Genomic DNA, 23,555 nt, shown 5'->3' on the forward strand with positions numbered 1-23,555 from the left:
GCTACTTAATCTCGCACTTACGTTTATATAATCCCTTTGCAAAAGCACTCAAGCGGCACATATAATCAAGCTAAACATTATTTAAAATGCCTTTGTATAGTTAAAAAAACCAGGTTAATAGCCACTTTATTAAAATAAAAAAGCGCTTTAGCTATTAAATTACGTATTGAGATATCAAATTAATGCTAAAATTTACGTCGTACGCGATAATGTGTCGAATAAACAAACAACTTTAAACAGTCTGTTTTCACTCTTTTGATTTATCGCCATGATTTGCATTTGAATTGCAGTCAAAAAAACATCATTTTTATTAAAATTTAGCCGCTTAGCTTAATTTTCCTGCAAACAAACACTGATAAGTGTTTTTTTGCAAAAAAGGTGTTGACGGATTTGGGTCATATCAGCATAATACGCCCCGCACTCAGCGATGAAGTGCTAACAAAAAAGATGGCTAAGTAGCTCAGCTGGTTAGAGCACATCACTCATAATGATGGGGTCACAGGTTCAAATCCCGTCTTAGCCACCATTTATTTTTTGTTGCTCAATGAAGAGTTTAAAATAACTACCTCAGTTTTGATTTATCAAAATTTGAAATGCGGGAGTGGCGGAATTGGTAGACGCGCTGGATTTAGGTTCCAGTAACTTAGGTTGTGAGAGTTCAAGTCTCTCCTTCCGCACCATGTTCTTGATAAGAACTAAAACTATCAATTGTTATTGTTGGGATATCGCCAAGCGGTAAGGCACCAGGTTTTGATCCTGGCATTCCCAGGTTCAAATCCTGGTATCCCAGCCAACAATGGCTAAGTAGCTCAGCTGGTTAGAGCACATCACTCATAATGATGGGGTCACAGGTTCAAATCCCGTCTTAGCCACCATTTCTTCTTTTAGAAGTGGCTCTGCAAGAGTTAAAATTGCAACTCAATGAAGAGTTTAAAATAACTACCATTTCTTTGATTGATTCAAAGTGATAATGCGGGAGTGGCGGAATTGGTAGACGCGCTGGATTTAGGTTCCAGTAACTTAGGTTGTGAGAGTTCAAGTCTCTCCTTCCGCACCATGTTCTTGATAAGAACTAAAATTATCAATTAATTCTTTGTTGGGATATCGCCAAGCGGTAAGGCACCAGGTTTTGATCCTGGCATTCCCAGGTTCAAATCCTGGTATCCCAGCCAATTTCTTTACCAAGGAAATTGCTATAAAGAATGACAGTATGCGGGAGTGGCGGAATTGGTAGACGCGCTGGATTTAGGTTCCAGTAACTTAGGTTGTGAGAGTTCAAGTCTCTCCTTCCGCACCATGTTCTTGATAAGAACTAAAATTATCAAATAATTCTTTGTTGGGATATCGCCAAGCGGTAAGGCACCAGGTTTTGATCCTGGCATTCCCAGGTTCAAATCCTGGTATCCCAGCCAACTTTTTATACCAAAGAAAGTTGTTTAAAGAATAAGAACTGCGGGAGTGGCGGAATTGGTAGACGCGCTGGATTTAGGTTCCAGTAACTTAGGTTGTGAGAGTTCAAGTCTCTCCTTCCGCACCATGTTCTTAACTAGAACTAAAACTCATCCAAATTTATAGTTGGGATATCGCCAAGCGGTAAGGCACCAGGTTTTGATCCTGGCATTCCCAGGTTCAAATCCTGGTATCCCAGCCAATTTTCTAAATTATTCTGTATCTATCCTCGCTCAAATACTTACTCATAAATTCATTAATTCTTAACGGTTTACTGTAATAATACCCTTGCAAATAGTCACAATTCATAGTCGTTAATGACTGCTGTACGTCTTCGTTTTCTATGCCTTCGGCAACCACCTTACAATTTAATCGCGTAGCTAAAAACAAAGTAGACTCCACTATGGCGTAATCCGCTATTTGTGTCAGCATATCTTTTATAAATGACTGATCTATCTTGATTTGGCTTATAGGTAACTCTCGTAATAATACTAACGAAGAAAACCCAGTGCCAAAATCATCAACACTAAATTCAAAACCCCTACTGTTTAATTTTTGCATCATAGTTTGAGCAGCTTGTAAATTAGTCATCATGGCTCGCTCAGTAATTTCAAAAATAATAAAATCACTCAAACTTGGATCATCAGCTAGTAAGGCTTCTATAAACTCGTAAAACTCAGGGCTTTCTAAATCTTTCGTTGATAAATTTACATGTAACGCACCAATAAAGCCGGCACTCTTTAATTGTTTTAAATGATTTATTGTTTCAAGCACCACCCATTTAGAAATACCTAAAATAAGCCCACTTTGCTCTGCAATACCAATAAATAGCTCAGGGCTAATAAAAGAGCCATCACTTTGAGGCCAGCGAATAAGTACCTCAGCGCCATGCATATCCTCAGAGCCAGCTTCAAATATAGGTTGTAAATAAAGCTCAAACTCTTTCTCGTTAATAGCGCGCTTTATTTTGCTGCTCATATCTCGTAGATCATTGACGCGTTTGCCAAGCTCTTTTTTATACGCAACATAAGGCTGCTGTGTAATTTTAGCTTCGTGTATTGCTAAATTAGCCTGCGTAAATAGCTCGTTTGCCTGCAAAGAATCCTGTAAGTACTGGCTTGCCCCAATTGTCAGTTTTATTTTTAAATTATGCTCGTAAATAGCAAAGGGGGAATTAATAGATTTATTAATGGCATTTAAACACGCTTCAAAATTATCATTGGGTGAGGTTTCAACTATTAGTGCAAACTCATCTCCGCCAATGCGGTAAAGTTTTGCTATCCCGCTTAAGTTTTGACTCATTCTTTTACCAAATACACTAAGTAAAATATCACCGACCTTATTGCCATATAAATCATTAATCTTTTTAAAGTTATTTAGATCTATTAAAAGTAGCGTAAAAGGATCTTTATACTTAACTTGGCGGTTTAATATTTGAAAGAATTTTTTACGATTTGAAAGTGTGGTTAAATGGTCGTGTTCTGCTAAAAAGCGCTGACGCTCTGCATACTCATCTATTTTAATAATACTTTTTAAGCTGAGTTTAATAATTAAAAATACAAACGCACCACCGCCACACAGGATAAGCGCAATACTACTGGCAACAAAATCACTCGATGGATTATTAACAAAGTAATATAAAATCCACCAGTAACCTACAATAAAGCCAATAATTAACACTAATAATAAAACCCACGACACTCTCTTTGTTTTTTTACAAATTTGTAAGGTAGGCATAATACTAAGGGTAAGTAGTACAACCCCTATGGCAATTAGGTAAACAAAAAGATTTCCCACAACAACTCATTTTTTATTTGATTATAATTTGAGTATGGCAAATAAATGTAATAACGAAATAAATTTACAATAATTTGTAGTTATTTTGAGAAGTTAAAAAAGTCACAGGTGCTAAGCAATAGAAAAACGCACATTAAAGTAATGTGCGTATAAAGGTTTAACCAAGTTCACCGCTAATAGCGTATTTTAAAACCCAATTTTTCAAAGGACCGGTATTATTGGCCATTTTTAAAAACTGGCTTCGCGCCCATTTAAGGGGTGTAATTTGATTAGAAAAACCAAAGTAACACGCATCCATCATACTCATCATTAATAGATTAGCTTTACGGCGGCTACGCTCATACTCTTTTAGTTTTAACGGGCAACCAATATCATCAACGCCATCAAGCGCTTTAGCAAGTGCTACAACGTCCTGAAAGCCTAAATTAACCCCCTGCCCTGCAAGCGGGTTAATTGTGTGCGCTGCATCGCCAACTAACACTAACCGCCCTTGCGAGTAATTATTAGCATGTTGACGGGTAAGCGGAAATATCGCATGGCTTTGCACGTCAAAGTCGCCTGCAAGTGTCGGAAATTTATTTAAAATATGCATTTTAATTTGTTCAGGCGCTAACCCTTTAAAGTGTTGTAATGTATTAGCGTCGTCATACCAAATTAAATTCGCGTATGGGGCCTGCATAGGTAAAAACGCTAAAGGCCCGGTTGGCGTAAACTGTTGCCATGTTTTTACCTGCTGCGGCGCATCAAGCTTTATAAGTACGCCCATACAATGTTGTTGATACTGCCATCCGGTTGCACCAATATTAGCTTTTGCACGTAGCTGCGATTGCCCACCATCGGCTGCAATCACTAAATCAGCGTTATAGCGTGTGTCGCCGTATGCAAGTGTTATAGAATCAATATTTTGTTCAATAGCACTCACAGGAGCTGATTGCTCAATAACTTCTATATTGTAATGAGCAAACTGCTTCCACAAGCTTGCTTGAATAAGGCTGTTTTCGATTAGGTGGCCTAAATGTGAGGTATTAATATCGGCGCAATCAAATAAAAGGTTATCGCCACCACGCTCAAATGCTTCTAGTTGTTTATAAGGTGCTAGGCGAGTTTGCCTTAAAATAGGCATGGCACCTAATTCATCAAGCAGATTTTCTGAAAAACGATTAATAGCCGATACACGTATGTCTACGGTATCGCTTGCTAAAATATTATCGGCATCAATTATATGCTTTTCTATAATGCGTACCGACTTACCTTGCTGTGCTAACCTAATGGCCATAGCGGCTCCAACCATGCCACCACCAACAACTATCGCTTTATTTTGAGTCATGTTTTTCATCATTTTGTTAATACGTGAATCTATTTTTATTGTACCGTAACTCGCTGCTTTAGTGCGAGAGTATATAACTACCAAGCTATTAAACTGGCTCTGTATTGATTTAAGATCACAAACATAAAAACTATACTTGAGGCTGGGCGGGTATCCAGCTAAAATACGCGTCCTTTAAGTGAGCAACCTTGCTCCTTAATCCTGATTTAAGCACATTTTTGTGCCACTACCGAATTGAACACGAGGCTATATTTCAATGAGCAAAAAGCTGCATATCAAAACCTGGGGTTGTCAGATGAACGAGTATGACTCTCAGAAAATGGCTGAACTTCTAGATGCTACCAATGGCTACCAGCTAACTGAAGATGCAACAGATGCCGACGTAATATTACTTAACACCTGTTCAATTCGTGAAAAAGCGCAAGAAAAAGTATTTCACCAATTAGGTCGTTGGAAATTATTAAAAGACGACAAGCCAGATTTAATTATTGGTGTTGGTGGTTGTGTTGCCTCACAAGAAGGTGATTCTATTCGCCAGCGTGCGCCATTTGTTGATGTTATTTTTGGTCCACAAACACTGCACCGTTTACCAGAAATGATTAAGCAAGTGCAAGGCGATAAAGGCTCATCGGTTGTTGATATTTCATTCCCAGAGATTGAAAAGTTTGACCGTTTACCAGAGCCAAAAGCTGAAGGCCCTTCAGCATTTGTATCAATTATGGAAGGGTGTTCTAAGTACTGTACTTTTTGTGTTGTACCTTACACTCGTGGTGAAGAAGTTAGCCGCCCAGTAGATGATGTACTATTAGAAGTAGCACAACTTGCTGAGCAAGGCGTACGTGAAGTAAATCTTCTAGGTCAAAATGTAAATGCATACCGTGGTGATACTCACGATGGCGACATTTGCTACTTCTCAGATTTAATTCGTTTGATCGCCGCCATTGATGGTATTGACCGTATTCGTTACACCACATCGCACCCTGTAGAGTTTACGCCGGATATTATCGACGTATACGCTGATGTGCCAGAGCTTGTCGATCACTTACACTTACCAGTACAAAGTGGTTCAGATCGTATTCTTAATTTAATGAAGCGCGGCCACACAGCAATTGAATACAAATCAACTATTCGTAAGTTACGTAAAATTCGCCCTAACTTAAGCATGTCGTCAGATTTCATTATTGGTTTCCCAGGTGAAAGCAAAACAGACTTTGAAGCCACAATGAACCTAATTAACGATATTGGTTTTGATATGAGCTTTAGCTTTATTTACAGTGCACGCCCGGGTACACCAGCAGCTGACTTGCCAGATGACGTAACAGAGCAAGAGAAAAAAGAACGCTTATACCTACTACAAAACCGTATTACACAAATGGCGCAACAAATTAGCCGCCAAATGTTTGATACAGAGCAACGTATTTTAGTTGAAGGTCCTTCTAAAAAGAACCCAATGGAATTACGTGGCCGTACCGAAAATAACCGTGTAGTTAACTTTGTTGGCCCACACACTGTGATCGGACAGTTTGTTGATGTACGTATTACCGAGGCACTACCAAACTCTTTACGTGGTGACTTAATTCGTACAGAATCAGAAATGAACTTACGACGTGAAGTTGCGCCTTCAGCTATTTTAACTAAAGCCGCAAGCATTGAACCAAAAGTCGAAACAACAAACGAAATTGGTGTAGCTACTTTCGTACCTTAGTTGCATAAATTCATTGCGCCAGTTAACACTGGCGCACCCGAATAGGAAGTAATTTTGAGTAATCAGTTAAAAACGTTAGAGATTTATTTAGAACCTGCCGACAACAAACGCCTTTCTTCTTTATGTGGCCCGTTTGACGAAAACATCAAACAAATTGAGCGCCGCCTTGGTGTTGAAATTATCCACCGCGACAACTTTTTTAAAGTAACAGGAAAACTGCACTCAAGCGCTGCAGCCGTAGAGATCCTAAAAGACTTATACGTGAGTACTCAACCTGTTCGTGGTGAAATTGGTGAAATAGAGCCCGACAACGTACATTTAGCCATTACCGAATCAAAAGCCCTAGAGCAAGATGTACCACAAAGTGCTTACGGCAAAGAAATGTACATTAAAACCCGCCGTGGTGTAATTAAACCGCGCAACGACAACCAAGGTTTATATGTAGCTAACATTTTACATCACGATATTACCTTTGGTATTGGCCCCGCTGGTACTGGTAAAACATACCTTGCAGTCGCCGCTGCAGTAGATGCACTAGAGCGTCAAGAAATTCGCCGAATATTACTTACTCGACCAGCAGTAGAAGCCGGTGAAAAGTTAGGCTTTTTACCAGGCGACTTAAGCCAAAAAGTAGACCCATACCTGCGCCCTCTTTACGACGCGTTATTTGAAATGCTGGGTTTTGAAAAAGTAGAAAAACTAATCGAAAAACACATTATTGAAATTGCACCACTTGCTTACATGCGTGGTCGTACACTAAATGATGCGTTTATTATTTTAGATGAAAGCCAAAACACCACCGCCGAGCAAATGAAAATGTTTTTAACCCGTATAGGCTTTAACTCTAAAGCGGTTATTACGGGCGATATAACACAAGTAGATTTACCTCGTGGTGCACGTTCAGGCCTTCGCCACGCAATAGAAGTACTCGACGGCGTTGAAGAAATTAGCTTTAACTACTTTAAATCACACGACATAGTACGCCATCCTGTGGTTGGCCGCATTGTAGAAGCCTACGAGCGCAACGACGAAAATGAGCGACTTAAGCGTATAGAAAAGCAAAAAGCCAAAGATTTATTGGCCGCTCAACAGCAACCTTCTACTAAAGAGTAATACCGTGAGCACCGAACTTGATTTACAAATAGCGTGTGAGTTTGACAACCTCCCAAGCGAAGCGCAATTTGCACTGTGGGCCGACAAAGCCCTAAGCCAATACCGTGATGAGTCTGAGCTCAGCATTGTAATAAGCGACGAAGCGCAATCGCAGCAGCTAAATAACGATTACCGCGGTAAAAATAAACCAACCAACGTACTCTCATTTGAATTTGAAGCGCCACCAGGAATAGACATTCCTCTTGTGGGCGATTTAATTATTTGCCCAGCCATTGTTTTGGCTGAAGCAATTGAGCAAGAGAAGTCATTTCATGACCACTTTGCTCATATGGTTATTCATGGATGCTTGCATTTACTTGGATTTGACCATATAAAGAGTGAGGACGCACTCGAGATGGAAAGTATAGAAAAGCAATTACTTGGCGAGCTAAACATAGCCGACCCATACCGAGACGATATTTAAATTAACGGAGCAATTAGACGCAATGAGCGACGATAACTCGCAATCTAGCCAGGGTTCTTCTGGCAAAACGTGGATGGGCCGCATAGCCCAAATGTTGCAAGGGGAACCCCAGAATAGAGAAGAGCTGGTTGAAGTAATAGCCGATGCGCAAGAGCGTGACGTAATAGATCCAGAAACTAAAGAGATGATTGAAGGTGTGCTTGGCGTGTCTAAGCTTAAAGTGCGTGACATAATGATCCCGCGCTCACAAATGATCACTCTTGAGGTAGATAGCCCATTAGAAGAACTCATCCCAATGATGGTCGACTCAACTCACTCACGCTTTCCGGTAGTGTGTGAAGATAAAGACCACGTAGAGGGGATATTGCTCGCTAAAGATTTGCTACCGCTTATTTTAAATAAAGACGAGCACCTACCATCACTGCGCGATTATTTACGCCCAGCTATGGTAGTCCCAGAGAGTAAACGCGTAGATACCCTATTAAACGAATTTCGTCAGCAACGCTACCACATGGCTATTGTTATTGACGAATACGGCGGTGTATCGGGCCTTGTAACAATCGAAGACATTCTTGAAATAATCGTTGGCGAAATCGAAGATGAGCACGACGAAGAAGAAGATCAACAAGATATTCGACAGCTTGCTAAGCACGTATACGTAGTACAAGCGCTTACCCCTGTAGATGACTTTAACGAGTACTTTAAAACAGGTTACAGCACCGACGAAGCCGACACTATTGGCGGCACTGTATTACACGCATTTGGCCATATGCCAAGTCGCGGTGAAACAATAGACATAGAAGGTTACCAGTTTAAAGTAACCAACTCTGACAATCGTCGTATCTTACAACTGCAAGTCACCGTACCTAAGGTTGATGAAAACGACAGTGAAGACTCTGCTAACTAAACTCACCCTGTTAGCAAAAGATAAAAAAGCATGGCTCGCACTTATTGCGGGCCTAGTTTTAACTTTTGGCTACGCCCCTTTTCAAATTTGGCCCATCGTATTTTTTAGCCTTGCCGCCATTATTTTTTGCATTAATCCAAACAACACAGGTAAAGCACACGCTAAAACGGCCGCTAAATATGGTTTTATATTTGGTTTAGGCTGGTTTGGTGCTGGTATAAGTTGGGTGCATGTATCAATAGCCACTTTTGGTGGCATGCCACTTATTGCCTCACTTTCATTAATGGCATTTTTATGCGCGTATTTAGCATTATTCCCGTCGCTTGCGTTTTGGGCAGCGACTCGCTTTGCAAGCGGCCCTAAAAGCTTTGGTGCATTACTAATAGTAAGCGTTGCAATTAGTGAATATTTACGCGGTACCGTATTAACAGGCTTTCCTTGGTTAAGCTTTGGTTATACGCAAACCGATGGCCCGCTTAGAATACTTGCCCCCTACATTGGCGAATTTGGCTTAACCCTTACCTGCGTAGCCATTGCTTTTGCACTTTATAGGCTTACTCAAAAAGATTTTAAAACGCCATTAGCAACCGCCGCTGCTTTTGTAATACTTGTTATTAGCGCATTAAATACAGGCTCAAATCAGTATTCAGGTAAACACATGTCAACTCTGCTTGTGCAAGGTAATATAAAACAGCACTTGCGCTTTGAGCCTAGTGAGTTTTGGACCACCATGAGCAAGTATCAAGACTTAACCCGCCCACATTGGGATGCCGACTTAATTGTATGGCCTGAAGCCGCAGTGCCCGAAATAGAAATGCTGGCCGATACCTACTTAGCCAATTTAGACAAAGCAGCATCGTTTAATAAAACCGCCCTTGTAACCGGTATTGTTGACTACCAACTAGACACTAAAACCATTTACAACACTCTTATTGTGGTCGGTAATAAAGAGCGCAACGACGAGCAGGGCCACTATCGCTACTTAGGCAAAAACCGCTATCGTAAACATCAGCTACTCCCTATTGGCGAATTTGTACCGTTTCAAGATATATTGCGCCCAATAGCACCACTGTTTGATTTACCTATGTCGTCGTTTACCCGTGGTGATAAAGTACAAAACAACTTACGTGCCAATGGTTTTAACCTGCTACCCGCCATTTGCTACGAAATAGTATTTGCCGATTTAGTACGCGGTAACTACAAAAGCGGCTCAGACCTACTTTTTACCGTAAGTAACGACGCCTGGTTTGGTGACTCTATTGGGCCATTGCAACACATGCAAATAGCCCGCATGCGCGCATTAGAACTACAACGCCCACTGGTACGTGTTACCAATAATGGCGTAAGTGCCGTATACGACCCAATAAGCCACACACAACAAGCCATGCCGCAGTTTGAAGCTGCGACCATGAAAGCCGATATAAAGCTTATACAAGGCGACAGCGTGTACAGCCAATACGGAAACATGTTTGTATGGGGATTTGTGGTGTTACTGGGTGCTTTAGGGTTTGGGGTAAAACTGAAAGATAAAATAAATACTTAAGATTAAAGCGCGGTAAGATAATTATCGCGCTTTAATTTCAAGCCAAAATAGCAGCCTCAATTAATTGAAACTAAAGCTTTCACATTCGCGATATAAATTTTAATGCATCACTTCTTATACCTTCAAATTCATCATCATTTGCTTCTCGCGCTTCAGCTATTTGACTATAAATCACACGGGTGTTTTCTGATTTAATATTTTTAATCAAAGACTGTACTTTATTTAGAGTCGATTTATTTAGAGCAAGTAATAAATCAGGAATATCATCGGCATTTCTTGAAAACAAATACAACAAATTAGCATCGCTGACAGAATCATTGCCATCAATAAATTGTAAAATAAGATTATTCATAGGAACTTTATAACTTTTGGGTTCACTACCAAAACGTCCAAATGAGCTTAAATTACTATAAATTTTCAATAGTGCAAACAAGGTTCCATGTTTAAAAGAGGTACGTTGCTCAAATAAGTCGTTTATTATCCTTTCTGAAAAAAGGTATTTAACAAATGCGCTACTTGAGTCAACATCATAGCCTCTTACAGCAAATGATGTTAGAAGTTCTAAAGATTTCCTTGATGACCGAACATTAATCGCTTTTTCAAATAATTGCATAACGGTCACTTCATCTTTAATTTCATTGTAAAGAATATGCCAACCATAATACTTGATTGACTCAAGCCAAAAACCAGAAGTCTCATTATCTTCCACAGCGGCACATAAGTCAGTAATTGCTTGGTTTTTAATAATACGGCTATCACCACTAGAAATTTCATTCAACGTTTTAAAAACGTGCCTTTGTTTAAGCTTTTTCGCTGTAAGTCTGCCTTCGATTAATGAGCTACTTATATGCTCGTGTTTATAAAATGATAAAACATGAGCAGGCGGGTTATCTTTTGAAACGCATATTTCGTTACTTTTCTCATTAATAATGAGAAAATCAATTAAGCCAAAGTGAACTAAACAACTTTTTATAAGCTCTTTATCTAAATTATCGTCGGGAGAGAAGTTATCTGCAATAAATTCAGTTAATGGTTGGCTTTTAAAGGACTTGTTATTTAATGGCACTATCAGTGCATCGTAAATAGCTGGGTTATTATTTTTCAATGCCTGAAGTAAAACAATACTTCACCACCCAACTCCAGCCAAGCAGATTTAATTTGCTCTTCAAGAGTGTGTAATGCCCTAAATGAAGGTAATAATTGATTAATGAGTTGTGGGCATCCAGGTATATATTGATCCAAAAGAGCTCTTTGATAATACTCTTGCATGTCGGCATCTATTAACTCACTTTCTAACTCGTTAATTTGCTTTATAAAATTTGGTATACAAAAGTCAAACCGAATTGGGCAAATGCGCAGTAACGTATCTGAAAATTCGGGGCGGTTTTCACCTGCAAAAATATAATCAATACTTTGCAGTTCTTCTAATCTATCTAGCAGGCCAGCAAGCGCATGGAGGCTGTCTAGCGCCTTTTGATTACGATCGAGGTCTTGAATTGTTACTAATAATCTTAAATTCGCTGTGTTAATGACATCACTTAAGCTTTTTAAAAGTGCATCTGGAGATGTAGGTTTATGCATAAACGCTGCAAATATTTTAGAAGACGTATTACCTGCATTCATAGCTGAAATATAGTGCGACGGTAAAGAACGGAACTTACACATATCAATTTCACTACTAAGTGCTATTAGCACTTCATCCAATACATATTGGATAATAGATTCAGCTTCAACACCCCATAGGTCAATATTACAGTGAACTAATTTAGGCAATTCTTTTTTATTTTTTAGTTCATCAACAGCTAAATTTATTGCCGTTGTTTTCCCGACACCAAAAGCTCCACATATTAAAATGCGCTTACTCTTCGCTGGATTTTTCTTATCGCATAAAGTTTTTTCAATTTGTTTAGCAATATGCCGCGTTGAAGCATTATTTTTTGGTGTATTACGTTTAGTACGAGTTTTAAAAAGTTCTAATACAGGTAAAAATGCCAATCCGGCTATAAGAGGTAAGTATAAAAATACTAACTCTAAACTAACCACAGAACCAGTTGCTTTAGATTCAAAAAACAACCAAATAGCAATAGTGCATATTACAGATAGCATTTGCGAAGGATACCGCCAATTAAATTGCCAATACCTTTTTGAATTATAGATAGAAAAGCTATCTGCAATTTTGTTTACGGCTAAGCCTGCTAAAAATAATAATGTAGCGTAACCATACAAAGGTGTGAAATTTGAAGTATTAAATGTTTTTTGAAGAAGATTAGTCCAAGCGAGCAACAATTCTTGAATAATGGTTACTGAAGACATAATTAAAAACAAAATATAGGTAATAACACCATATAAAATTAATGTCGTATAACGAGAAAAAGTGACCATATTCATCCATGTACTCAATATTTACTTTTTTATATGCTAACACGCCCTAATATAAACAGAAAAATAGTCTGAGCTACTTTATGTCACTTTAAGCATTAGCTTTTTCTAATTAATGTAATTCAATTGATAAGAGCTATAAGTCATCAATGCTAACTTCAATCTCCTGAGATAAATCAGCTCTACGACTTTCAATAATTTTAGCTAATTCATAGTCATCAAGCTGATCCATTATCAACTCATACAATTGTGCAGGAACTAAATAAGCAACTGTCTTATTATATTTCGAAATTTCGATGCTCTTTCCACCAGCTTTATTTAAGAGCCCAATTGGATTTTTTCTCAGTTCTGAAATACTTGCTGAACAATCAGCTAATAACGCTTTCATAAAACACCTGATAAAGTTAAAACTGTACTTAATTTTAGGTTTTTTAACTCAATCTGTATATTTTTATAATTACTTTACTCTTTCACTGCATCTTTACCGTTTCAACATTTACAACTTGATTCACACTGCCCTGAATAACCACTGTCGCTGATATTTTATCTTGAATGGCTTGCCTGTTTGGGTCCCAATACACTTGTAAAAAGCCTAATAAACCTGTGGCAAAACCAGCTCCATAGCCGCCGTAGCGCCCAAAGCAATCTAATAAACCTAGTGGCTCACCGCTTAGTGCTACTACGCGAATATTACATACTTTTTTACCTGGGGTTTGTCCGCGCCATAATAACGAGAACAACGTAAAGTATACGGCAGCCCAACCAAAGCCAAGGCCTAGGTCTTGAATAATGCCTTTGCCCCACTGCAAAATGCTGGTGACAGGTTTGCTTTTCTTGCTTTTAGTGTCTGCTTTTTCAACTATATTGCTTTCATCTGAAGCTTCGCCCGAAATGCTCTTTAGCTCTGTATCATTATTTTTAAAATCATCTGCCGCTATAGGCTCATCATCAATAGCCATTAACTGCAATAACGTGCGCGTAACTTCAATCCCGCCAACGTCTTCAATTTCAGCAAGCGCTGGTAATTGGCCAACTAAATTAGCACGAGCAGCGCTTTGGCAAACATCATCGCAGTTTTTATCATCGTCTGTTTGCGCCAAATACGTGCGTATTATTGATTTTTCATGCTCACTTAACTCATCGTTTTTCTGCGTTTTTTCTATTTGTATACCTTGAATAGCGTTATCGTCTTCAAAAAAATCTATCGCTAATGAGAGCACGGTGAGTGCGCTTACAAACAAAAAGCTCGCTGCAAAAAGTTTTAGAGCTCTGCGCCAAAACGATGACATTTTTGGCAGGTATTGCTGCGCAGTGCCTTTATAAAAAGCCATCGCAGCTACAAATGCAATTAAAGTCGCGCTTAGCTTAGCGGCCATAAATATCAAAGTGACATCTATAATCATTGCCATTGCACGTTTAATAGGGGTCGCTAATGGAATGCCTAATAACGCTTGGTCAATTTTAAAGGCATGTGGGGTGATCACGTCTTTGGTTTCAGAGTCCGATAATACTAATTGTTCTATTTCTTTGGCTTTCATTTTTATATTTGTTATTAAAATGGGTAACCCATTTAACTTACGCGCTTTTTATTTTTAGCTCAAGTTAAAGGCTCTACAAATGAAGAGATAAACAACGAGCCCACTATTAAAACGCCAGTGAAGTCTGATAAGTCAGAAGTAATTAGCCAAAATACAACGGGGACTAAGCGCTTAGAAAAGTTTAATGGCAAATGTTATTTAATAGACACAGCAACCGTATTTGGCAGTAACGGTTTGCCTCAAGGTAGCGGCAAACCCTGCCCTGAAGATAAAACAGATAAAGAAATCATGTTTGAAAAAATAATGAAGAAATGGAGCCGTAAAAATAATTAGCTTTAATAAGTGAACAAATAATATATTTAGCCGTATTGATAATTTAAAGCTATTAGGAACAGCCATGACCACTTTGCAGCTCTCATCACTTTTTGTATTTAATGCGTTATTTTTAACGACGCATGCTAATGCCAATCAAAATTGGTATGTAGTAAACGACTCCGTAATGGGCGGTGTATCTAATAGCCAAGTGAGCCAAACTGCTACAAGTTTAATATTTAAAGGGGATGTATCGCTTGAAAACAACGGCGGTTTCGCATCAATACGTACCGAACTTGACACCCAAGGTCAAAATTCTAAAAGCATAACGCTACGCATTAAAGGTGATGGAAAAACCTATCAGCTAAGACTTAGAACATCCGACTACCTTGATGGGCCAGCCTATACGCACTCATTTAACACAACTAAAAACGAATGGATGGATATTCACTTTACTCAACGTGATTTTACGTTAACTTTTCGTGGCCGCGTGCTTGAGCAACAAGCAACTATTAATTTTAATGACATTAAACGACTGGGCTTTTTAATTGCAGACAAACAAGAGGGTGAATTCAAACTTGAGGTGAGCAAAATCGAGTTTAAAAGCTAACCTATCAGCCCTGCGCCTTTAAATTGTATAGCTATCGCCTCGTCTTTTTATTTCGCTGATAACCAGCTCAATCATTTGCTGCTTTATCGCAGCTTGCTCTGATTTTAATTCCCCGAGTTGTAGCTCAAGCCTATCTATTTGATCTTGCTGTTGTGTGTTTTTATATTTTTTTACACCTAGGTGATCAGCATCTAAAGCTGAATTTGCATCACTTTTATTTAGCTCATTGGCGCTACTATTTAATGATAAACTTCGCTGAACTGGGCTTTGCTTAAGTTTGTTAATTTGCTCTTGTAATGCAACAATTTGACCTGTGAAATGTTTATATACTTTTTCTAAATTTTTATACTGATTGCCAAACGTTGCGTTATCTTCGCTGTATTTTTGTGCTTTAGTATCTAAAAACTTTGATAACACATAGTTTGGTTCTTCCTCACTCTCTTGCTCGGTAAGTTGTTTATCTGACTGCTTTAGAGGCTGAGAGTTATTACTAAGTACTTTATAGGAAATGGGAGACGGTGAAATATTCATTACTTTATCCCTAAAATAGTGTGTCGCTATTATAGGTATCGACCTATTAATAAAATCCTTGAGTAAATTTTATTGTTAGCAAATAGCAAAAAGCCCCACTTTATTAAAGTGAGGCTTTAGTAGTTTATTACTAAAAACTTATGATTCTATTGCTAATAATTCTACTTCAAAAATAAGCAGTGATGCAGGGGGTATGCTCCCTACTCGCTTTTCACCGTAGGCGAGTTGGTGCGGTACATAAAAAATGTATTTATCACCTGGGCTCATAAGTTGTAAGCCTTCGGTCCAACCTTTAATTACTTGGTGTAAGCCGAAGCTAATTGGCGTTTTACGATCTACTGAGCTGTCAAATACAGTGCCGTCGATTAATGTACCGTGGTAGTGCACGTTAACCATGCTGGTTGGGCTAGGTGTATTTTCACTTTCGCCTTTATGCAGAATTTTGTACTGTAAGCCAGAGCTGGTTTCTATTACGCCCTCAACTTGGGCATTAGCTACTAGGTAGTCAGCTTCAATTTGTGCATTTATACCTGCTTGTTGCTTTGCTTTTTTACTATTTTGAAATATTAAAAAACAAAATATAGCGATGATCACCGCTAAAATTATATTGATCATTTAGTGTTTTTCCTCATCAAGCTCTGCATCTTTGTCGTCTTCGCTATCGCCATTAACTATATCGGCAATATCTTTTAAACGCGCTAAAGCAATGCCGTTTACAGAATCCTCTGGGTATTCTCCATCAATAATATTGCCAGCTTCAATATCCATTAATAAGTTAAGTGCTTGGTCTACCGTTTCTACGGCGTAAATATTAAATTTACCGCGCTCTACGGCATCAAGTATTTCGTCATCAAGTACTAAGTTAACTTGGTTCGATTTTGGAATAATAACGCCCTGCTCGCCTGTTAAGCCGCGCATTTTACACAGCTTAAAAAAGCCTTCTATTTTCTCGTTTACACCACCAATGGCTTGCACATCACCATGTTGGTTAATAGAGCCCGTAAGCGCGATTGATTGGCTAATTGGTAAACTAGTAATGGCTGAAATAAGCGCACATAACTCAGCAAGTGACGCACTATCGCCATCTATGTAACCATAGCTTTGCTCAATGGCTATGTTGGCGCTTAGCGTTAAGCTAAAGTGCTGCGCGTATTTGTTACCTAAATAACCGGTAAGTAGCATTACGCCTTTTGAGTGAATAGCTTTACCAAGCTCGGCTTCACGCTCAACATCGATTACGCCATCGGCGCCTGCATATACGGTAGCGGTTATACGTGCTGGTGTGCCAAACGAGGTATCGCCAATGTGCAGCACTGTTAAGCCATTTACTTTACCAATTGCTTGGCCTTGTGTGGCAATAAGCGTGTGGCCTTCTTTTATATCGCTTAGCATATTTTCGCTAATTTGGCCGGTGCGATACTGCTTGCCTTCAATAGCTTCATCAATATGATGCGCGTCAACTAGCGTTTGATTATCTTGTTTGGCGTAGTAACTTGCCTCTGCTACAAGCTCAAGTACATCAGCAAAACGCGCTGATAACTTATTATGATGCTCTGCTTGGCGGTAGCTAAACTTAAGTAAACGCACCATAGCGGCTTGCGTTGTTGTGCACTTTAAAGTTTGCTCACAATACTGCGTTACTTTAGTAATAAACTGGTACTGTAGTTTATCGCTACTTGGCAAGTAATAGTCAAAGTCGGCAAGCACTCTAAATAGTTCAGCAAATTCTTCGTCGTACTCACCTATGGTGTAGTAAAGCTCACGAGAGCCTAATAAAATAATTTTTACATCAAGCGGTATCAGTTGCGGGCGAAGTGTAAAACTACTGCCAACTGAGCTGTCTTGGTACGGTAAATCGTTTTTAATTTGGTGTGTTTTAAGCGAAAGCTTTAAACCATCCCACACTTGTGGGTTAGCCATTACTTTTTCGGCGTCCATAATTAAGTAACCGCCATTAGCACGATGCAAAGCCCCTGGCTGAATTGAGCGGTAACTTGTTATAAGTGAGCCTTGCGAAGTTGAATACTCAATTTTGCCAAATATATTGCCAAACGTTGGGTTAGGCTCATATACCACAGGTGCTGCATCGTCTTCTTTAAACTCAACTAAAATGTTAGGTGCGAAAAAGTCGGTAAGCATGCCCTTACGATCAAAGTCTTCTTTGCTTTCTTCGCTTTCGTCTTCGTCGTCAAGCCACTCAAGTACCGCATCAATAATTTCTACGCGTATATCTTTTAGGTAACGCAGTACACCAATGTGGGTCGCATATTTGTGTTCTAAATCTTTTAACAGCGGTTTTGTAGCTTGCTCTGCGGTCGACTTTTTAAGGTTACGTTGTTTTTCTTTTGATTCGCGCTTCCAACGAGGTAATTCAATGAGCGCTTCTATTAACGCATCTTCTAGCTTTTCTATTTTTTCAAAAAACTCTTCGCGTAAATTGTCTTCAAGTTCTGCAAATTCGTTATCACTTAATTGCTTGCCATCAACAAGTGGTGCAAAACCTACTGAATTTTTTTCTTCAACTAATGCTACGCTTTGCTCAAATGCAGCAATTTCTACAGCGGTAATGGCGCTGTCGTAGGCATCGTTAAATTCACGGTCGATAGATTTCTTTTTACGTTGGTATGCAGGGTTGTCAAACGCTGCCGGAAAAGTGTCAAGCACTTCATCTAAAAACGAGTCTATGTCGTCGCTTAACTGTTTGCTTTGCCCTGCTTGCATAAATAGCGCAATAGGCTCGCGGTGGTCGTCGTAATTATTTACGTATAACCATTCGTTTGGCGTTGAACGGTCTTTGGCGTGTTGTTTAAGTTTATCTTTTACAAGCGTAAAACGACCATGTGCAGCTTCGCCCATTACATAAACATTGTAACCGGGCAATTCCATTCCTAATGAAAAGTCCAGGGCACTTTGGGCACGTTGCTGCCCTATAAAAGTAAGTTGCTCTGGGTATGGATTGCTCATACACGTGCTTACGTGATTAGTAGAAATACTCGGTGCGAGCTGTGAAACAGATAGTGGCAGCAATTTTTTCGTCATTCTAACTTCTTTTTTTACCAACATATTCGCTGGCTTTTGGGCGTATTAAGTGGCCTACAAGCCACTTAATACATATATTTAGGGTTGTAATGCCTTACGGCTAAAATAGATCCCATCACATTCAATACACGGAGTAATTTGTGTAGCGTGATAAATATCAAAACTATGGGTGCAATTCTTACATACTAATGTGCCCATGGCTATCCATTCGCCCACGTGATACACACCATTGTGCTTTAAATCTTGACTAAGGGATTGCCATTCAAGTTGGGTTTTGTCTTCTATGTGCGAGAGCTCAAACCACAATGACTCTTTAAGTTCTTGCCACGCAAGCGAATTATAGTGTGATTCGTTTTCTTGAACGTGTTCTATATCACGCTGCAAATAGCTTTTGTATAAAGCGTATCTTTCTTGGCCTAAGTCTTTAAGTGCTTGCTCAGATTCAACAAATCGAGTGACTGCGTCTTTTACTTCATGATCTTTTACATCTTTTAGCCAATGAGTCAAATCGCTAAGCCATGTTTTATAATCTGCCATTTTATACTCCATCAAAATCAAGGGCGTGTTAGCCATTAACATAGATAAGTATAGGTTAACCTGAACTGAAAGTTAGATTTTAACAAAACCGTATTTATACGCTGTGATTAGGCGTTTATTTGGGGTATCCTATCGGCAATTTTTTATTAGTTTGCAAGAAGTCTGGAATCATAGATGCAAGAGCAATATAACCCGCAAGACATAGAGTCAAAAGTCCAAAGTTACTGGGAAGAAAACCAGGTATTTAAAGTCACCGAAGATGAGAGCAAAGAAAAGTATTACTGCCTTTCTATGTTCCCATACCCGAGTGGTCGACTGCATATGGGTCATGTACGTAACTACACCATTGGTGATGTTGTTTCTCGTTTCCAGCGCCTGCAAGGCAAAAACGTAATGCAACCTATGGGTTGGGATGCGTTTGGTTTACCTGCAGAAAACGCTGCTATTAAAAACAAAACAGCCCCTGCAAAGTGGACTTACGAAAATATTGATTACATGCGCAACCAACTTAAGCAATTAGGTTTTGGTTACGACTGGGATCGCGAAATTGCAACCTGTCACCCAGAGTATTACAAATGGGAGCAGTGGTTTTTCACTAAGCTTTACGAAAAAGGCCTAGTGTATAAAAAAATGTCGACTGTTAACTGGGATCCGGTTGATCAAACTGTACTAGCAAACGAGCAAGTAATTGACGGCCGTGGTTGGCGTTCAGGTGCTGTGGTTGAGCAAAAAGAAATCCCGCAGTGGTTTATTAAAATTACCGACTACGCACAAGAGCTTTTAGACGATTTAGACAAATTAGAAGACTGGCCTGAGCAAGTTAAAACTATGCAGCGCAACTGGATTGGTCGCTCTGAAGGGTTAGACATTGAGTTTACGCGTACCGATAACAACGAAAAGTTTAGCGTATACACTACCCGCCCAGATACATTTATGGGTGTAACATACCTTGCTGTTGCCGGTGGCCATCCTATTGCACAAGAAGCCGCTAAAAATAGCGATGCGATTGCAATGTTTGTTGAAGAATGCAAAAACACCAAAGTAGCCGAAGCAGACATGGCAACAATGGAGAAAAAAGGCATTGCAACAGGCTTTTACGCAACTCACCCATTAACGGGCGAGCAAGTGCCTATTTGGGTAGCTAACTTTGTACTTATGCATTACGGCTCAGGCGCGGTAATGGCAGTACCTGCACACGATCAGCGTGACTATGAGTTTGCGACTGCTTACGGCCTTGACATAAAACAAGTTATTGCACCGGTTGAAGGCTCTGAGCTTGAAGTAAACCTAAAAGAAGAAGCATTCACCGAAAAAGGTGTATTAGTTAATTCTGGCGAGTTTGACGGCCTTGATTTTGAAGGCGCATTTAACGCTATTGCCGACAAACTAGAAGCGCTAGGTGTTGGTGAGCGTAAAGTAAACTTCCGTCTACGTGATTGGGGTGTTAGCCGCCAGCGTTACTGGGGTTCACCAATCCCAATGCTTAGCGATGAAGACGGCCAAGAACTTGCTGCAACAGAAGATATGCTACCCGTTCGCTTACCAGAAGACGTGGTAATGAACGGTGTTACATCGCCAATTAAAGCAGACCCAGAGTGGGCTAAAACAACAGTAAATGGTGTACCTGCTACACACGAGACTGATACCTTCGATACTTTTATGGAATCGTCTTGGTATTACGCGCGTTACTGTAGCCCACGTTACGACGAAGGCATGTTAGACCCTGATGCCGCAAACTATTGGTTACCTGTAAACCAATACATTGGTGGTATTGAGCACGCAATTTTACACTTATTATATTCACGCTTTTTCCATAAATTATTACGTGACTTTGGTTTAGTCGATTCAGACGAGCCGTTTGACCGCCTACTTTGTCAAGGTATGGTACTTGCCGAAACGTTTTATCGTAAAGATGAAAAAGGCGGCGATATATGGATCTCGCCAAGCGATGTAAATACTGAAACCGACGAGAAAGGCCGCGTAACTAAAGCATGGCATAAAGAAGACGGTGAGCCGGTATTCTCATCAGGCATGAGTAAAATGTCTAAGTCTAAAAACAACGGGATAGACCCACAACAAGTAATTGCCCAATACGGTGCAGATACAGTGCGTTTATTCATGATGTTTACAGCACCACCAGAGCAAACACTTGAATGGTCAGACTCAGGCGTAGAAGGCGCACACCGCTTCTTAAAACGTGTATGGAAATACGCAGTAGACGTTAAAACAGTTGGTTACCAAGCACTTGATAAATCGGCGCTTACTAACCCGCAAAAAGTACTTCGTCGTGAACTACATAAAGCCATTGCTAAAGTGAGCGATGATGTTGAGCGTCGTCAAACGTTTAACACCGCTATTGCTGCCATTATGGAGCTGTCTAATAAGTTATTAAAAGCACCATTAAACGACACGCAAGACGTTGCTATTGCTAACGAAGCGCTTGAAGCATTAATTATTATGCTTGCACCAATTACACCGCATTTATCGCATGAGCTTTGGAAAGAGCTTGGTAAAGAAGGTGAAATTTTAGATGCTGCATGGCCAAAAGTTGACGAGTCTGCCCTTGTTGAAGATGAAAAACTCATCATCGTGCAAGTAAATGGTAAACTTCGCGCTAAACTAACTGTGCCAGCAGATGCAACGCAAGAGCAAGTAGAAGCGCTAGCATTTGCAGAAGCTAACGTAACTAAATTTACTGATGGCGCAACCATTCGTAAAATTATTTATGTACCAGGCAAACTTCTTAACGTGGTAGCTAACTAAATGGTTAGCTTTAACGCCCTTAAAAACACATTAGCCTTAGTGCTAATGTGTTTTGTGTTATCTAGCTGTGGCTTTCACTTAAAAAAAGCCTCTAGCCTGCCTGATAACCTAAAAACGCTCACGCTTAAAGGAGATGACGAAAAATCGACTTTATTTGCAGCTCTTAAAAATGAGCTAAAAGCGAGTAATGTTGAACTAAAACCGTCAGCCAAAGATATTGCACAGCTCTACCTTCGTAAAGAAAGCATTGAACGTCAAACCCTGTCGTTGTTTCAAAATGGTCAGGTTGCTGAATACGAACTTGCTTATGGCGTAACTTACATCGTTAAACGCCCAGGTGAAAAAGCCATTGAAAAACGCTTTGAGCTTTATCGTAACTACCAAGACGACCCTGATCACGCATTAGCTAAAGCAAAAGAACTTGAGCTTCTTATTAGCGAAATTCGTGAACAAGCAAGTCGTCGTATTGTTAGAGAGCTGTCACAACTATAATGCGCTGTTACGCTAATCAGTTAACCAGTGAATTAAAAAAAGGCTTAAAACCCTTTTATTTAGTGTTTGGCGAAGAGCCCTTTCAAGAAGCGCAATGCGTACAACAAATTCGAGATGCCGCCAAAGCCCAAGGCTTTGACGAAGTAATTAAGTTTACTTTAATGCAAGGATTTGATTGGCAAGAAGTTATAGCTCAATATCAAAGTATGTCTTTGTTTAGTGCACGCACGATTATTGAGCTTGATTTAAACCAACAAAAGCCAGGCGTAGTTGGCAGCAACACCTTCAAAAAAGTTATTGAGCTAATAAATCCAGACACACTATTAATTATCAAAGGTGCTAAAGCCAGCCAAGAAGTACAACGCGGCGCATGGTTTAAAGCCTTAGATAAACACGGTGTATTTGTACCTTGTTATCCGCTTGCTGGTAGTCATTTAAAACGCTGGTTAGACGATCAAGTTAATCGCCTGTCTCTTAATATGCAAAACGATGCAAAGGTTAGCTTAATTAACGCCACCGAAGGTAATTTGTTAGCGTGTTTTCAGGAGCTAGAAAAGCTTTCGTTGTTACACGGTAACGCTTTAATAACCCAGCAATTGGTAATGCAAGGCCTGCTTAATCAAGCCAAGTTTGATATTTTTGATTTAAGCGATGCTCTTTTAAATGGGCACGCTAAACAAGCGATTAAAGTACTCAATAAATTAGCCAGCGACAATACCGAAGTAGTGAGTATTTTATGGGCTATAAATAAAGAACTTAACACTTTAATGAGCGTGCAGCTTGGGCTATTAAATGGCGAACCTATTGCTAACTTATTTAAGCAAAAAGCAATTTGGAAAAACCAACAAGGCCCAGTACAAAACGCCATAAACCGATTAAACATCCAAACCCTTGAACATATCAGTAGCGAGCTTGCGTTGTTTGATTCAAGCTACAAGCAAGGCAATTTAATTGCGCCATACCAAGGGCTTGCTCATATTTGCATTAAATTTTGCCAGCCGCTTGATATTCCTATGCCTTGCCACGCACTTAGCTAATTAAGATACTTAA

The 23,555-nt window shown here is 39.6% G+C and carries 20 protein-coding genes and 10 tRNA genes; 20 read left to right on the top strand and 10 right to left on the bottom strand.

Going from position 1 to position 23,555, the window contains the following annotated elements; translation table 11 throughout:
* Window positions 1-449: 449 nt before the first annotated feature.
* From J8L71_RS07160 to J8L71_RS07205, 10 genes are all read left to right on the top strand, one after another.
* A tRNA-Met gene (locus J8L71_RS07160) sits at window positions 450-526 on the top strand.
* Window positions 527-595: 69 nt separating this feature from the next.
* Window positions 596-680, top strand: a tRNA-Leu gene (locus J8L71_RS07165).
* 38 nt (window positions 681-718) lie between these two features.
* Window positions 719-793 (top strand) — tRNA-Gln (locus tag J8L71_RS07170).
* Between the two features lie 5 nt (window positions 794-798).
* A tRNA-Met gene (locus J8L71_RS07175) sits at window positions 799-875 on the top strand.
* Window positions 876-972: 97 nt separating this feature from the next.
* Window positions 973-1,057, top strand: a tRNA-Leu gene (locus J8L71_RS07180).
* A 40-nt stretch (window positions 1,058-1,097) separates the two neighbouring features.
* Window positions 1,098-1,172: transfer RNA gene (locus tag J8L71_RS07185), tRNA-Gln, on the top strand.
* Window positions 1,173-1,212: 40 nt separating this feature from the next.
* Window positions 1,213-1,297 (top strand) — tRNA-Leu (locus J8L71_RS07190).
* Between the two features lie 40 nt (window positions 1,298-1,337).
* Window positions 1,338-1,412: transfer RNA gene (locus tag J8L71_RS07195), tRNA-Gln, on the top strand.
* A gap of 40 nt (window positions 1,413-1,452) precedes the next feature.
* Window positions 1,453-1,537 (top strand) — tRNA-Leu (locus J8L71_RS07200).
* 39 nt (window positions 1,538-1,576) lie between these two features.
* Window positions 1,577-1,651: transfer RNA gene (locus tag J8L71_RS07205), tRNA-Gln, on the top strand.
* Between the two features lie 5 nt (window positions 1,652-1,656).
* On the opposite strand, the gene J8L71_RS07210 is transcribed toward J8L71_RS07205, so the two are convergent.
* Both J8L71_RS07210 and J8L71_RS07215 read right to left on the bottom strand, forming a co-directional pair.
* Complete coding sequence (locus J8L71_RS07210) at window positions 1,657-3,246, bottom strand: bifunctional diguanylate cyclase/phosphodiesterase (protein ID WP_348771788.1); 1,590 nt, start codon at window positions 3,244-3,246, stop codon at window positions 1,657-1,659.
* Window positions 3,247-3,403: 157 nt separating this feature from the next.
* Window positions 3,404-4,573, bottom strand: coding sequence for an FAD-dependent monooxygenase (locus tag J8L71_RS07215; protein WP_247655230.1), 1,170 nt, complete (start codon window positions 4,571-4,573; stop codon window positions 3,404-3,406).
* A 256-nt stretch (window positions 4,574-4,829) separates the two neighbouring features.
* Between J8L71_RS07215 and miaB the strand changes: the two genes are divergently transcribed.
* From miaB to lnt, 5 genes are read left to right on the top strand one after another with little or no spacing between them, the layout of a single operon-like run.
* A complete protein-coding gene (gene miaB, locus J8L71_RS07220; protein ID WP_210999947.1) occupies window positions 4,830-6,278 on the top strand; it encodes a tRNA (N6-isopentenyl adenosine(37)-C2)-methylthiotransferase MiaB in 1,449 nt (482 codons plus the stop codon).
* A 54-nt stretch (window positions 6,279-6,332) separates the two neighbouring features.
* Window positions 6,333-7,391 (top strand): PhoH family protein, encoded by a 1,059-nt coding sequence (locus J8L71_RS07225; protein ID WP_138683547.1) that lies wholly within the window; start codon window positions 6,333-6,335, stop codon window positions 7,389-7,391.
* Between the two features lie 4 nt (window positions 7,392-7,395).
* Window positions 7,396-7,854 (top strand): rRNA maturation RNase YbeY, encoded by a 459-nt coding sequence (gene ybeY / locus J8L71_RS07230; protein ID WP_104642303.1) that lies wholly within the window; start codon window positions 7,396-7,398, stop codon window positions 7,852-7,854.
* A 22-nt stretch (window positions 7,855-7,876) separates the two neighbouring features.
* Window positions 7,877-8,761, top strand: a complete 885-nt coding sequence (corC, locus tag J8L71_RS07235) for a CNNM family magnesium/cobalt transport protein CorC (RefSeq protein ID WP_058547447.1) — start codon at window positions 7,877-7,879, stop codon at window positions 8,759-8,761.
* The gene (gene lnt / locus J8L71_RS07240; protein WP_210999948.1) at window positions 8,742-10,304 is read left to right on the top strand and encodes an apolipoprotein N-acyltransferase; all 1,563 of its coding nucleotides are present in this window, start codon (window positions 8,742-8,744) and stop codon (window positions 10,302-10,304) included. Before corC ends, lnt begins: the two co-directional genes overlap by 20 nt.
* Window positions 10,305-10,383: 79 nt before the next feature.
* Here the strand turns inward: lnt and J8L71_RS07245 are convergent, their stop codons facing one another.
* The 4 genes from J8L71_RS07245 to J8L71_RS07260 form a co-directional block, all read right to left on the bottom strand.
* Entirely contained in the window at window positions 10,384-11,409 is a 1,026-nt protein-coding gene (locus J8L71_RS07245; RefSeq protein ID WP_210999949.1) for a hypothetical protein, read from the bottom strand.
* On the bottom strand, window positions 11,406-12,686 hold the full coding sequence (locus J8L71_RS07250; protein ID WP_210999950.1) for a P-loop NTPase fold protein: 1,281 nt from the start codon (window positions 12,684-12,686) through the stop codon (window positions 11,406-11,408). The genes J8L71_RS07245 and J8L71_RS07250 overlap by 4 nt, the downstream gene beginning before the upstream one ends.
* Before the next feature lie 133 nt (window positions 12,687-12,819).
* Window positions 12,820-13,071 carry a type II toxin-antitoxin system Phd/YefM family antitoxin gene (locus J8L71_RS07255; protein WP_210999951.1) on the bottom strand — a complete coding sequence of 84 codons (252 nt, stop codon included), beginning with the start codon at window positions 13,069-13,071 and terminating at the stop codon, window positions 12,820-12,822.
* A gap of 82 nt (window positions 13,072-13,153) precedes the next feature.
* Window positions 13,154-14,221: an RDD family protein gene (locus J8L71_RS07260; RefSeq protein ID WP_210999952.1), complete on the bottom strand. Its 1,068-nt coding sequence runs from the start codon at window positions 14,219-14,221 to the stop codon at window positions 13,154-13,156.
* A 117-nt stretch (window positions 14,222-14,338) separates the two neighbouring features.
* On the opposite strand from J8L71_RS07260, the gene J8L71_RS07265 reads away from it, so the two are divergent.
* Window positions 14,339-14,554 (top strand): hypothetical protein, encoded by a 216-nt coding sequence (locus tag J8L71_RS07265; protein ID WP_247655232.1) that lies wholly within the window; start codon window positions 14,339-14,341, stop codon window positions 14,552-14,554.
* A 64-nt stretch (window positions 14,555-14,618) separates the two neighbouring features.
* Window positions 14,619-15,143, top strand: coding sequence for a CIA30 family protein (locus J8L71_RS07270; RefSeq protein ID WP_210999953.1), 525 nt, complete (start codon window positions 14,619-14,621; stop codon window positions 15,141-15,143).
* A gap of 18 nt (window positions 15,144-15,161) precedes the next feature.
* Here the strand turns inward: J8L71_RS07270 and J8L71_RS07275 are convergent, their stop codons facing one another.
* The 4 genes from J8L71_RS07275 to J8L71_RS07290 form a co-directional block, all read right to left on the bottom strand.
* Complete coding sequence (locus J8L71_RS07275; protein ID WP_210999954.1) at window positions 15,162-15,674, bottom strand: hypothetical protein; 513 nt, start codon at window positions 15,672-15,674, stop codon at window positions 15,162-15,164.
* 138 nt (window positions 15,675-15,812) lie between these two features.
* A complete protein-coding gene (locus J8L71_RS07280) occupies window positions 15,813-16,289 on the bottom strand; it encodes an FKBP-type peptidyl-prolyl cis-trans isomerase (protein WP_138683538.1) in 477 nt (158 codons plus the stop codon).
* Window positions 16,290-18,713 carry an ATP-binding protein gene (locus J8L71_RS07285; protein ID WP_247655233.1) on the bottom strand — a complete coding sequence of 808 codons (2,424 nt, stop codon included), beginning with the start codon at window positions 18,711-18,713 and terminating at the stop codon, window positions 16,290-16,292.
* A gap of 78 nt (window positions 18,714-18,791) precedes the next feature.
* Entirely contained in the window at window positions 18,792-19,250 is a 459-nt protein-coding gene (locus J8L71_RS07290; RefSeq protein ID WP_138683536.1) for a hypothetical protein, read from the bottom strand.
* A gap of 174 nt (window positions 19,251-19,424) precedes the next feature.
* On the opposite strand from J8L71_RS07290, the gene leuS reads away from it, so the two are divergent.
* From leuS to holA, 3 genes are read left to right on the top strand one after another with little or no spacing between them, the layout of a single operon-like run.
* Window positions 19,425-22,013: a leucine--tRNA ligase gene (leuS, locus tag J8L71_RS07295; RefSeq protein ID WP_210999956.1), complete on the top strand. Its 2,589-nt coding sequence runs from the start codon at window positions 19,425-19,427 to the stop codon at window positions 22,011-22,013.
* The gene (lptE, locus tag J8L71_RS07300) at window positions 22,014-22,505 is read left to right on the top strand and encodes an LPS assembly lipoprotein LptE (protein WP_210999957.1); all 492 of its coding nucleotides are present in this window, start codon (window positions 22,014-22,016) and stop codon (window positions 22,503-22,505) included.
* Window positions 22,505-23,542, top strand: coding sequence for a DNA polymerase III subunit delta (holA, locus tag J8L71_RS07305; RefSeq protein WP_210999958.1), 1,038 nt, complete (start codon window positions 22,505-22,507; stop codon window positions 23,540-23,542). The genes lptE and holA overlap by 1 nt, the downstream gene beginning before the upstream one ends.
* Window positions 23,543-23,555 lie beyond the last annotated feature (13 nt).

Source organism: Pseudoalteromonas sp. MMG007, from assembly GCF_018100985.1.
Lineage (GTDB): Bacteria > Pseudomonadota > Gammaproteobacteria > Enterobacterales > Alteromonadaceae > Pseudoalteromonas.

Coding starts and splice junctions, on each gene's coding strand:
- corC (WP_058547447.1), top strand. CDS start 7,877: ATGAGCGACGATAACTCGCAATCTAGCCAGGGTTCTTCTGGCAAAACG.
- J8L71_RS07255 (WP_210999951.1), bottom strand. CDS start 13,071: ATGAAAGCGTTATTAGCTGATTGTTCAGCAAGTATTTCAGAACTGAGA.
- leuS (WP_210999956.1), top strand. CDS start 19,425: ATGCAAGAGCAATATAACCCGCAAGACATAGAGTCAAAAGTCCAAAGT.
- J8L71_RS07275 (WP_210999954.1), bottom strand. CDS start 15,674: ATGAATATTTCACCGTCTCCCATTTCCTATAAAGTACTTAGTAATAAC.
- J8L71_RS07270 (WP_210999953.1), top strand. CDS start 14,619: ATGACCACTTTGCAGCTCTCATCACTTTTTGTATTTAATGCGTTATTT.
- J8L71_RS07250 (WP_210999950.1), bottom strand. CDS start 12,686: ATGGTCACTTTTTCTCGTTATACGACATTAATTTTATATGGTGTTATT.
- J8L71_RS07290 (WP_138683536.1), bottom strand. CDS start 19,250: ATGGCAGATTATAAAACATGGCTTAGCGATTTGACTCATTGGCTAAAA.
- J8L71_RS07215 (WP_247655230.1), bottom strand. CDS start 4,573: ATGACTCAAAATAAAGCGATAGTTGTTGGTGGTGGCATGGTTGGAGCC.
- J8L71_RS07260 (WP_210999952.1), bottom strand. CDS start 14,221: ATGAAAGCCAAAGAAATAGAACAATTAGTATTATCGGACTCTGAAACC.
- holA (WP_210999958.1), top strand. CDS start 22,505: ATGCGCTGTTACGCTAATCAGTTAACCAGTGAATTAAAAAAAGGCTTA.
- J8L71_RS07280 (WP_138683538.1), bottom strand. CDS start 16,289: ATGATCAATATAATTTTAGCGGTGATCATCGCTATATTTTGTTTTTTA.
- miaB (WP_210999947.1), top strand. CDS start 4,830: ATGAGCAAAAAGCTGCATATCAAAACCTGGGGTTGTCAGATGAACGAG.
- lptE (WP_210999957.1), top strand. CDS start 22,014: ATGGTTAGCTTTAACGCCCTTAAAAACACATTAGCCTTAGTGCTAATG.
- J8L71_RS07285 (WP_247655233.1), bottom strand. CDS start 18,713: ATGACGAAAAAATTGCTGCCACTATCTGTTTCACAGCTCGCACCGAGT.